We start from the raw sequence: 11255 nt of genomic DNA on the forward strand, positions 1-11255 counted from the left end.
GCTGCTCGCGCTGCGGGCGGCGCGGTAACTCGCCTTCCACGTCTGCTCGGCCTCCTCCACGTTCCCGAGGCGCCGGTGCGCCTCCGCGACGGCGAGTCCGCACCGGGCCGCTTCCCGTGCTGAGCCCGTCCGCTCTGCCGTGCGCAACTGCTCGGTTCCGCGGGCGAGTACGTCGGCCAGCGAGGAGTTCACCGACAGCGAGCCGAGGGCGCCCTGGTACTCGGGCGCGAATGCCTTGCCGTACATGTCCTGCCCTTTCGCGGTCCTGTGGGGGTGATCGCCAGATCGACTATACACAGTGCGTATACACGGTGTGTATAGAGTCCTTTGGGTGATCGAAGAACGCGATCATCCAGGACCCGGATCCGCCTGCGCCGTACGGCAGTTGAGGCTCAGGGGAGCGAGCATGCGTGGGCTTATATGACTGTTTTCCGGGGCGGATACGTCCGTACGGCCCCGGGTAGTGCTGAGCCGACCGAGGGGCACGGCGTGGGGCCGGCAGTGCGCAGATCCGCTGCGGCCGGCACAACCGCCGTACCGCAGGGGCGACTTGGGAAAGGCCGCGCATCAGTGACACAGCCTTTTGAACTGCCGGACTTCTACACGCCGTATCCGGCGCGGCTGAATCCGCATCTGCGGGAGGCCCGGGAGCACTCCACCCGCTGGGCTCGCGAGATGGGGATGCTCGAAGGCTCCGGGATCTGGGAGGAACGCGACCTGGAGGCCCACGACTACGCCCTGCTGTGCGCCTACACCCACCCCGACGCCTCAGGCCCCGACCTGTCCCTGGTCACCGACTGGTACGTGTGGGTCTTCTTCTTCGACGACCACTTCCTGGAGACCTTCAAGCGCTCGCAGGACCGCGAGGGCGGCAAGGACTATCTGGACAGGCTCCCGGCGTTCATGCCGCTGGACCTGGACACGGGTGTTCCCGAGCCGACGAATCCCGTCGAGGCGGGCCTGGCCGACCTGTGGGCCCGCACCGTGCCCGGCATGTCCGCCGAGTGGCGGGCGCGCTTCGCGCTGAGCACGGAGAACCTGCTCAACGAGTCCCTCTGGGAACTCTCCAACATCAACGCCCACCGCATCCCCAACCCCGTCGAGTACATCGAGATGCGCCGCAAGGTCGGCGGAGCTCCCTGGTCCGCGGGTCTCGTCGAGTACGTGGCGGGGGCGGAGGTCCCCGCGTCGATCGCCGCCTCACGGCCCATGTGCGTCCTGCGGGACGCCTTCTCCGACGGTGTGCACCTGCGCAACGACCTCTTCTCCTACCAGCGCGAGGTCGAGGACGAGGGGGAGAACAGCAACGGCGTACTCGTCCTGGAGACGTTCCTGGACTGCACCACGCAGGAGGCGGCCGAAGCCGTCAACGACCTGCTGACATCGCGCATCCAGCAGTTCGAGAACACCGCCCTCACCGAACTCGCCCCCCTCTTCGCCGACGAGGGACTCGACCCGCACTCCTGCGCCCAAGTACTCGCCTACGTCAAGGGGCTTCAGGACTGGCAGGCGGGCGGACACGAATGGCACATGCGCTCCAGCCGCTACATGAACGAGGGGGCGCTGGACGACGCGGACGGAGAGCCTCACGTACTGCCGCGGCCGACCGGACTCGGCTCGTCCGCCGCGTACGTGGGCCGCGGCGGGCCGACGACCCCGCGAGCGGAGTCCGCCCGGGCGCGCAGCTTCACCCACGTCCCGTTCCGGCACGTCGGCCCGTCCCGGCTGCCCGACTTCTTCATGCCGTTCACGACGAGGCTCAGCCCGCACCTGGAGACGGCCCGGCAGAACGTCGTGGAGTGGGCGCACCGCATGGGCCTCCTCGAACCCCAGCCGGGTGTTCCCCACTCCCACGTCTGGGACGAAGCAAGGCTCCGCGACATCGACCTGCCGCTGTGCGCGGCGGGCATCCACCCCGACGCCTCACCTGACGAACTCGACCTGAGCTCCGGCTGGTTGGCGTGGGGCACGTACGGAGACGACTACTACCCCGTCGTCTACGGACACCCGCGCGACCTGGCGGGTGCCAAGGCGGCCACCGACCGGCTTCCCGCCTTCATGCCGATCGAGGGCAGTGCGACACCGGTGCCGGCCAACGCGCTGGAGCGCGGCCTGGCCGACCTGTGGGCCCGTACGGCCGGTCCCATGACGGTCGAGAACCGCCGGTCGCTGCGGTCGTCGATCGAGGACATGACCGGCAGCTGGCTGTGGGAGCTGGCGAACCAGGCGCAGAACCGCATCCCCGACCCCGTCGACTACGTCGAGATGCGCCGCCTGACCTTCGGATCCGATCTGACCATGAGCCTGTGCCGTCTCGCGCACGGGCAGCGGGTCCCGGAGGCGGTCTACCGCAGCGGGCCCGTGCGTTCGCTGGAGCACGCCGCCTCGGACTACGCCGCCCTGCTCAACGACGCCTTCTCGTACCAGAAGGAGATCGAGTACGAGGGCGAGGTCCACAACGGCATCCTGGTCGTGCAGAACTTCTTCGACTGCGACTACGCGGCCGCCCTCACCGTCGTGCACGACCTGATGACGTCGCGGATGCGCGAGTTCCAGCACGTCGTCGCCCATGAACTACCGGTCCTCTACGACGACTTCGACCTCGGCCCCGAGGCGCGTGAGGTTCTGGACGGCTACGTGAAGGACCTGGAGAACTGGCTCTCGGGCATCAAGACGTGGCACGAGGGCTGCCGGCGCTACCGGGAGGAAGACCTCCAGCGACCGCTCCAACCGTCCGTCCCCGAGCCGCAGCGCCGCATCGGCATCCCCTCGGGACTGGGCACTTCGGCCGCCCGGGTCTTCATCGCGGCGGGGCGGCGGGGGGCTTAGCAGTTGCCGGGGCGACCGATGCGTCTCTCACGGTCGCCCCGGGAGGTGCGGGCCACTGTACTTGGGGTCACTTGCCCTTGCGTCCCTCGGGCAATGCCCGCACCTCTTCTGCAAGTTCGCCGTCCCGGATCTCATGACCGCTTGCGAAGCTCTTGAGGAGCACCTCCTCGGTCTCTTTGTCCAACCGGCAGGTGTGGCAGACCTCGTACTGCAGACACCGATGACAGAAGCGGCTGGCCACGAACGGCGACAGCGAGACAGGGCCGCGGGGCGTCAGCACATACATCGTCCTGTCGGCGGTCGGTGCGGAGAACACGTGCGTACTTCGCTCGAAATCCGGGTTGTTGCCCATGACGCGATTGGCCGTCACCTCGAAGGTGTGATCCCGAGAGCGGTAAGCGCTCGAGAGCGTCAGCAACCAGGGCATGTCGCCGAGGCAACGGCTGCCGGAGAGGAGCCGGTTGAAGTGGTCGGCAGACTCCTCGATCCGGAGCGCTGCCTCTTCTTGAATGCGCGGCTTGCTCCCGTGCGAAGCCTGGTTGCGCTCGTTCTTCAGTGCCAGCAGATGGGCGTGGAGCCCTCCGTCGCCCTCCGAAGGCAGTAGCGAATCGAGAAGGCCAGGCATCAGGGCAGGACTGCTGCTCAGAAGCTCGTTGAGTGCGCCGAGCCAGTTGGTCCAGGTGCCGAATGTGGGACCGGTTTTGAGATATGCGTTCCGGAGCGTTGAAAGTTGACGTTCTGCCTTGTCGCGCGGAAGACCGGGTCCGGTTACGGGCGACTCGAGTTCAGCGCGAACGAGCGCTGCTGAGGTGAGAGTGAGCGTGGAGGCGATGATCTCGGCAGCGTGAAGGAGCGCTTCGTACTGGTCTTTCGGCCTGTGGGCCTGCCCGACGAGATGGACGGCGCGTGCTGCGGGATGCGGCAGGGCGCGGCGTGCCTGTGCCATCAACTCGAAAGAGAGCGAAGCGTGCTTCCTGGTGTCCGGCGCCGCGCTACGGCTCGGGCGTGACGCATGAGTTGCGCCTCGGGCCCATGCGGGAGGGGTCTCCGGTGGTCGCGGAGGATGCCAAGTAGGTCCTGCCGTGAACGTGTCGACCGGTGCCGCCGGGACTGGAGCCTGCGCTGCGGCCGCCGACATGGAGAAGGCTGAGGTGGCGAAGGAGACGGGGTGGCTCCGGTGCCAGCGCCATCGCCTGAAGAGGAGCCGCAGCCAGGCGGGGAACAACCCGAGTGTGGCCAGGAAAAACAGGGATCCGAAGACTGCGTCGAACCATCTCGGTGTTGTGCTCGGCTCGGTGTTCGTGGCCAAGGCAAGTGCTGCCGTGACGCCCCAACCGACGGTCATCCAGAACATCCAGTCCCGGTACAGCGGCGCGTCGTACAGGCGGAGCACCGCGTTGAGCCGCTTCGGAAGGGGTAACGGCGGCGCTGACTGTGAAAGCCCGATGTGACTGTCTATGTACGTATGGTGCAGGGCGTTGTGCCCGATAACCAGTCATATGGGAAAACCACTTTGCCTCCGATGACCGCTCATGGCTCCAAGTGGAGCGTCGACCAGCAGAAGGGCCGATTTGCCTTCGCGTTAGGTCACTGGACCAGGCAAGACAAACGCTGCGGCCGCCCCGCACAGCAGGACGGCCGCAGCTCCCCCGGTCACCGAGGCGTTCGCACTGATCAGCTGTCGCTGCTCTCGCCCTGCTTCTCGGCCTTGCGCTCCTTCTTCTCCTTCTTCTCCGCCGCGCACCACACCCGCACCTTGGCGAGGTCCTTCTGGCGGTCCTCCAGCTTCGGCTTGAGCGCGCGCCGGTCCTTGAGGCGCTCGTTGAGGAAGTCCTCGATCGTGCCGTGGCCGGCCTTCTTCGCGTTCTCGATGCGCTTCTCGAGCCTGTCGACGGACCCCCGCTTCGTCGCATCGCCGTCGAGGCGCTTCAGTACGCGGTCGATCCTCTTGTCGATCTTCGGGGCGCGCTTGCACAGCTTCCGCGCGCCGTCCTTCTTCGGCGCGTGCTTCGCCGATGCGTCCGCCTTCGTGGCCTGTGCCGACGCCGGGCTCGATTCGCCGCCCGTCGTGGCGAACGCCGTGGCGGCACCGCCCGTGGCGATCAGTGCCGCGGCCGTGGTCAGGGCGACGGTCGTGGTCTTCCTCATGGTGGTGTCTCCTCCTCTTCGGGACAGCACGAGTGCGGAACGCCCGCGCGGCCGACGACGCTAGAGGCCGTCTTTGTGATTTCCCTGTGGCCCGGAGACGGTTCCGATCAGCCAGTCGCGCTGTGCCGGAAGTCGGGGGTCGGCGGTGCCCGCTTCGCGGGGCGCTAGGGGCAGGCGTACCTCGACGCGCGTACCGCGTCCGCCCGTCGGCCGGTCCCGTACCTCGACCGTGGCCCGGTGCAGTGCGGCCTGCTGTGCGACGAGCGTGAGCCCAAGTCCGGAGCCGGCACTGTCGCGGCCGCGCTGGAAACGCCCGAAGACGGCGGCCCGTTGGTCCGGCGGGATGCCGGGGCCGTGATCGTCCACCGTCAGCACGGCGATCGGCCCCGCGGGCGATCCGTCCTCGCGGACGGCCACTTCGACGACGGCACGCCCGTCGGCACCCCGCCCGTGGGCCAGGGCGTTGGCGATGAGGTTGTCGAGGAGGGAGCGCAGCCCGGGCTCCCACCCCTGCACGGTCAGCGCGGGTCCTGGGCCGGGTGCGGCCGCGAACCCCGGTGCTCCGGCGAACGCCCCGGCGGACACGGTGATTTCGGCCGTACGGTCGCGACGCCGCGCGTCCGCCGCCGACGCCTCCACCACCTCGCCCAGGTCGAGTGGGCCGAATGCGTCCGCCTCGACGAGGTCTCCCTGGCCCAGCTCGCGCAGCATCACCAGCAGCCCCAGCAGCCGGCCGTGCTCCTGCTGAAGGTCGTCGAGCACCTCGTCGCGCTCCTCACCCGCCAGCCACGGGTGTGCGGCGAGGATCTCAAGGTTGGTCTGCATGCTCATCAGCGGAGTGCGCAGCTCGTGCGCCGCGGCGGAGGAGAACGAGCGGGCCGTGGCCAGGGCCTGCGTCGTGCGGGCGGCCTGCTCGTCGTAGCGCGCGAGCACCGTACGGAGGGTCTCGGCGAGGTCGTCGACCTCCGTGATCCGGGACGGGGTGTGCTCCAGGCGCGAGGTGTCGGAGCGCGGGTCGAGACCGCTGGTGCGCTGTTGCAGGCGGCGCAGCGGCCGGCTGGCGCGCGAGGCGGCGGCCCAGGCCAGCAGCGCCGAGACCGGGGCGGCGAAGAGGGCCACGCCCACCACCCGGCGCCGTACGAAGGCGAGTTGGGCCTGGCTCGTGGTGTCCGGCGAGAACAGCCACAGCGTGCCTTCGACGCCCGGCCGCTTGCCCTGCACATGGAGCGAGAGCACGCGCCAGTTCTTGACCCGCTGCCTGCCCGGCATCCCTTCGGCTCTGCCCGTGCCCCTCTCCCGTACGGTGACCGGCTTCGGGGCGGCCTTCGGCAGCGGCGTCGCCTCATCGGGCTGCGGACCGCCGGAGACGGTGCCGTACGGACCGGTGACGCGGATGCCCACATCGAGCGCCGACGCGTACAGCCTCCGCTCGCGGGCCTGCTCCGCCGCGGGACGATCGTCGGCGGTGACGCGCAGCAGCCTGCGCGCGTCGGTCTTTGCGACGGCCGCGCGCTCGCGCAGATGCGCGTCCTGTTCGGCGTGCAGGTCCCGTGCGACGAGCTCGAACAGCAGCCAGCCGGACGCGAGTACGAGCAGGGGCACCGCCACGCCGACGGCCAGCGCGATCCGTGTCGAGAGTTTCATCTTCACTGTCCGCCACCCTTACCTGTCCTCGCGCAGTACGAAGCCGACGCCCCGCACTGTGTGCAGCAGCCGAGCACGGCCCCCGCTCTCGGTCTTGCGCCGCAGATAGCTGACGAATGTGTCGACGGCGTCGGTGCGCACCTCGAAGTCGTAGCCCCACACCCGCTCCAGGAGCTGGTCGCGGGTCAGCACGATGCCGGCGTTCCGGGCCAGGACGTGGAGGAGTTCGAACTCGCGGCGGGTGAGCGGCAGGAGTTCGCCGTCGCGGTGCGCTTCGCGGGTCGCCGGGTTCAGTACGAGGCCGCCGACGCGCACGGTGTCGGGAGAGGCCGGGACGGCTCCGGCCGCCTCCGCTTCCCTGGCGGGGACCCGCCTGCGCAGCAGCGCGTTCAGGCGCAGCACCAGCTCCTGCAGCGCGAACGGTTTGATCAGGTAGTCGTCGCCCCCCGCCTGAAGCCCGGCGATCCGGTCGGCGGTCTCGTCCAGCGCGGAGAGCATCAGCACGGGGACGTCGTTGCCGCCCTCGCGGAGCGACCGGCACACCTGGATGCCGTCGAGGTCGGGCATGGATATGTCGAGCACGACGACGTCGGCGGGCTGCTCCCGTACGCGGGACAGCGCCCGGCGCCCGCCCTCGGCGAGATCGACGGCGAAGCCGTTCAGGCGCAGTCCGCGCTGCAGCGAGCGCCGGATCGCCGCGTCGTCGTCCACCACGAGCACGCGTCCCCGGTCCTCGGCGCTGCCGTTCATCCGTCCTCCTCGACCTCCGACCCCGCCCATCTGGACTCTTCGCCGGCGGATCCGTCCGCGCAGTCTCGCGCGGAGCGTCTCCGAGCGCGACCCTCCGTGCGGCACCCGGGCAGTAGCGGTTCGCTGTCCCGGCCCGCAGCCCCGGCTCCTCCGGCGCCCGACGTTTGCCGCTCCGCGATCGTGCGCACAAGGGGTTTACGGCACCTGGCACCCCGATCCGGTCCGTTGGCGCCGGGCGCGCGGCGTGCCGCGTACGAGCTGCGCGGTACGGGCGTGGTGGGGTGACGGCGTGATCGACGGTCGGGCGGAGCCGCCCGGCCGTGAACATGAGGCGCGGAGGTGTCGGGCATGGCGGCAAAACCACGTGTGCTGGGAATCGTGCTCGCGGGCGGCGAGGGCAAGCGGCTGATGCCGCTCACCGCCGACCGCGCCAAGCCCGCGGTGCCCTTCGGCGGCGTGTTCCGGCTGGTGGACTTCGTACTGTCGAACCTCGTCAACGGGGGGATCCAGCGCATCTGCGTGCTGACGCAGTACAAGTCGCACTCGCTGGACCGGCACGTCTCCACGACCTGGCGCCTGACCGGTCTGCTCGGCGACTACGTCACGCCCGTTCCCGCGCAGCAGCGCCTCGGGCCGCGCTGGTTCATGGGCAGCGCCGACGCCATCTACCAGTCGCTCAACCTGATCCACGACGAACAGCCCGACTACGTCGTCGTCTTCGGCGCGGACCACGTCTACCGCATGGACCCGCGCCAGATGCTCCGGCAGCACATCGACGGCGGCGCGGGGGTGACGGTCGCCGGGATCAAGGTGCCCCGCGAGCAGGCGGAGTCGTTCGGCGTGATCAGCACGGACGAGAGGAGCCGGCGGATCAGCCAGTTCCTGGAGAAGCCGGCGGACCCGCCCGTACTCGCGGACGACCCTGAACACGTCTTCGCCTCGATGGGCAACTACATCTTCTCCACCCAGGTCCTCCTCGACGCCCTGAGGGAGGACGCGGACGACGAGGACTCCGTGCACGACATGGGCGGCAGCATCCTGCCGATGCTCACCTCCCGCGGACAGGCCCAGGTCTACGACTTCGACGAAAACGAGGTCCCCGGCGAGACGGAACGCGACCACGGCTACTGGCGGGACGTCGGATCGCTCGACGCGTACTACGACGCGCACATGGACCTCATCTCGACGCGGCCCGTCTTCAACCTCTACAACCGCGACTGGCCGATCTTCACCAACCAGGCTCAGCTGCCTCCCGCCAAGTTCGTCGCGGGCGGCATCGCGAGCGAGTCGATGGTCAGCGCCGGAGGCGTCATCGCGGGGCAGGTCACCGGCTCGGTCCTGGCACCGGGTGTGATCGTCGAGGAGGGCGCGGTGGTTCAGGGCGCCGTGCTGCTCCCGGGGGTACGGGTCGGGCGCGGGGCAGTGGTGCGTCAGGCGATCCTCGACAAGAACGTCGTCGTCCCGGCCGGTGCCACGGTCGGTGTGAACAGCGAACAGGACGCCGAGTACTGCACCGTCTCCGCCGACGGCATCGTTGCGCTCGGCAAGGGGCAGCATGTGCGGCTGTGAGTACGGGAGTTGAGGGACGCGCCGGGGGGCTGACGACGGGGCTGTCCGGTCGGCCTCCGGAGGGGCGGGCCGGGGGCGCGCGGGTGTGAGCGGCCCCGCACCGTACCTTCACCGCCCCCTGCACACGCAGCCCTTGGCCGATAACGGCACGTCGCCCTAAACTCCTGACAACCCACCAGTAACCACTGGTAACCCCTGGTGTTCTCGCAGTCTCCCCGTGTCTCGGTGCGTCCGGCTGCCCACCCTCTTGCTGGAGATTCATTGACTGTCCGTCGTCGCCCTGGCATCCCCTCCCACCACGACCACCGCCAGGCGCCGCGGATACGGACGGACCGCACCGACCACGCCGAACACGCAGTCCCGACCGCGGACTTGCGGCGCTCCGCGGCACCGATCGCCCGCACAGGCTCCTCCAGCGAAGCCCTCAGCGCCGTACGCCGAGACCTGCTGCGCAGAAGCGTCGGCACGGTGACCGGCTGCTTCCTGCTGTACGCCCTCGCCTCCTGCTTCGCCCCCGAGCTGATGACCAGCACGGTGAGCCACGGGTTCCAAGTGGGTGAACTGGCAGCTCTCGCCCAGGTGTTGGTGATCGGCGTCGGCGTGTGGTCCCACGACCGGCACTCGCGGCGGTACGTGGACCCGCTTGCCCAGCTGCTGACGCGGCGTGAACGGGACGGCTACGCCGGGGACTTCGCGGGCCACGGTCACGCGGGCACGCGCGACGGCTCCGACGAGGCCGGCGGCTTCAACGCCTTCGACTCCTTCAGGGCGTTCGGTGAGAGGGCGACTCCGTGAGCTCCGTGACGGACGACCGTGTCATCGCCATCTCCCTCTTCCTCGTCTTCATCACCGGGTGCCTCTTCGCCTCGATGCTGACCAGCCCGGACCTGCACGACGGAGCGGACGACTTCTACACCGAGAAGTCCCCGACCCGGCCGTTCCGCCAAGGACTAGCCCTGACCGGCGACTTCATCTCCGCCGCCGGCGTGCTCTACCTCTGCGGCGTCGTCGCCGTCGGCAGCTACGACGGCGTCCTCCTCATCGCGGCGACGGCCCTCTCGCCACTGCTGCTGAAGGTGTGGCTGGCCGAGCGGCTTCCCGCCGGGCCGGGCTGGTCACTCGGCGACGTCCTCGCGCGCCGGCTGCCCGCAGGACCGGCGCGCCGCGCGGCGGGGATCGCGACGCTGGCCGTCTCGGTGCCCCTGCTGATCGCCCAGCTCATCCCGATCGGCCAGATCACCGCTGCGCTGATGGGACTGCCGGGCGATGAGGGGGAGATCGCGGGCATCGCGCTCGTCGGAGTGCTCATGCTCGCCTGCGCGGCCATAGGCGGCATACGCGGCTCCACACTGCTCCAGATCGGCAAGACCGTCGCCTTCGTCCTCATCGCGCCGCTCCTGGCGGTGCTGGTCCTCGCCGAATTCAACTGGGACTACGGGCAGGTGCTCAGCCAGGCCGCACAGGGCAGCGGCGTCGGCGACGCCTACCTCGCCCCCGGACAGCTCTTCGGCACCGGCATGACCGGCCGTCTCGACACGCTGAGCCTCGCCCTGACGGTCCTCACGGGCACCGCCTTCCTGCCGCACCTGGTGATGCGGCTGTCGACGTCGCCGACGGCGGAAGCCGCGCGGCGCGCCACCAGTTGGGCCGTTCTGGCCATCTGCCTGCTGTGCGTCACGGCCGTCGTCATCGGCTACGGCATACAGGCGCTCGTCGGGTCGGAGGCGCTGAGAGAGGCGGGGCCGCACGGCGGCAACAACCTGCTGCTGCTGGCCGCCGCCCTCGACGGGAGCGATCCCAACAACCCCGGCGGCACCGGCACTCTGCTGACCTTCGTCTCCTGCGCCGCCTTCCTCACCGTGCTGGCCTCGGCATCGGTGCTGCTGCTCGCCGGTTCCGCCGCGATCGTCCACGACATGGGGCGCGACCGCGGTTCGCCGCCCGGGAGCGGGCCGGTCCACGGTCACATTCGGGCGCGGCTCGCCCTGGTGGCCGTAGGGGTGGTCTGCATCGGGCTCGCGGTGCTGGGACGCGGAGCAGACGCACAGTTCTGGCTCACCGTCACCTACACCGAAGCGGCCACAGTCGTGCTCCCCGCCCTGGCTTACGGCCTGATGTGGCAGCCGTTCTCGATCAGCGGTCTGCGCTGGTGCGTGTACGGGGGGACGCTGGTCGCCCTCGCACTGCTGGCGCTCTCACCGGGCGTCTCGGGCAGCCCGGACGCGCTCTTTCCGGACGCCGACTGGAGCTACTTCCCGCTGCACTCCCCGGGGTTGGTCTCCGTACCCGTGGCGTTCCTGCTGGGCAGGCTGGGC

The 11255-nt window shown here is 69.8% G+C and carries 9 protein-coding genes and 1 pseudogene; 5 read left to right on the top strand and 5 right to left on the bottom strand.

The genetic code is table 11. From position 1 onward, the window contains the following. A pseudogene (locus H5J26_RS23080) lies at positions 1 to 246 on the bottom strand (hypothetical protein); the annotation flags it as partial. 324 nt (positions 247 to 570) lie between these two features. On the opposite strand from H5J26_RS23080, the gene H5J26_RS23085 reads away from it, so the two are divergent. After that, positions 571 to 2829, top strand: a complete 2259-nt coding sequence (locus H5J26_RS23085) for a terpene synthase family protein (protein ID WP_181767862.1) — start codon at positions 571 to 573, stop codon at positions 2827 to 2829. A 67-nt stretch (positions 2830 to 2896) separates the two neighbouring features. On the opposite strand, the gene H5J26_RS23090 is transcribed toward H5J26_RS23085, so the two are convergent. Next, on the bottom strand, positions 2897 to 3775 hold the full coding sequence (locus H5J26_RS23090) for a hypothetical protein (RefSeq protein WP_181767863.1): 879 nt from the start codon (positions 3773 to 3775) through the stop codon (positions 2897 to 2899). A gap of 136 nt (positions 3776 to 3911) precedes the next feature. Between H5J26_RS23090 and H5J26_RS23095 the strand changes: the two genes are divergently transcribed. After that, on the top strand, positions 3912 to 4280 hold the full coding sequence (locus H5J26_RS23095) for a hypothetical protein (protein ID WP_181767864.1): 369 nt from the start codon (positions 3912 to 3914) through the stop codon (positions 4278 to 4280). Positions 4281 to 4503: 223 nt separating this feature from the next. Here H5J26_RS23095 and H5J26_RS23100 read toward each other — a convergent pair whose 3' ends face one another. The 3 genes from H5J26_RS23100 to H5J26_RS23110 are packed head-to-tail and all read right to left on the bottom strand — an operon-like array spanning position 4504 to position 7371. Beyond that, positions 4504 to 4977: a hypothetical protein gene (locus H5J26_RS23100; protein ID WP_181767865.1), complete on the bottom strand. Its 474-nt coding sequence runs from the start codon at positions 4975 to 4977 to the stop codon at positions 4504 to 4506. Between the two features lie 60 nt (positions 4978 to 5037). Then, positions 5038 to 6621 carry a sensor histidine kinase gene (locus tag H5J26_RS23105; RefSeq protein WP_181767866.1) on the bottom strand — a complete coding sequence of 528 codons (1584 nt, stop codon included), beginning with the start codon at positions 6619 to 6621 and terminating at the stop codon, positions 5038 to 5040. An 18-nt stretch (positions 6622 to 6639) separates the two neighbouring features. After that, on the bottom strand, positions 6640 to 7371 hold the full coding sequence (locus H5J26_RS23110; protein WP_181767867.1) for a response regulator transcription factor: 732 nt from the start codon (positions 7369 to 7371) through the stop codon (positions 6640 to 6642). 348 nt (positions 7372 to 7719) lie between these two features. On the opposite strand from H5J26_RS23110, the gene glgC reads away from it, so the two are divergent. The 3 genes from glgC to H5J26_RS23125 form a co-directional block, all read left to right on the top strand. After that, positions 7720 to 8940, top strand: a complete 1221-nt coding sequence (glgC, locus tag H5J26_RS23115; RefSeq protein WP_181767868.1) for a glucose-1-phosphate adenylyltransferase — start codon at positions 7720 to 7722, stop codon at positions 8938 to 8940. Positions 8941 to 9201: 261 nt separating this feature from the next. Beyond that, a complete protein-coding gene (locus H5J26_RS23120) occupies positions 9202 to 9735 on the top strand; it encodes a DUF485 domain-containing protein (RefSeq protein ID WP_181767869.1) in 534 nt (177 codons plus the stop codon). 5 nt (positions 9736 to 9740) lie between these two features. Beyond that, on the top strand, positions 9741 to 11255 hold a 1515-nt coding region (locus H5J26_RS23125; RefSeq protein ID WP_181767870.1), incomplete at its 3' end, for a sodium:solute symporter family transporter.

The organism is Streptomyces albidus (ex Kaewkla and Franco 2022) (assembly GCF_013870515.1).
GTDB lineage: Bacteria > Actinomycetota > Actinomycetes > Streptomycetales > Streptomycetaceae > Streptomyces > Streptomyces albidus.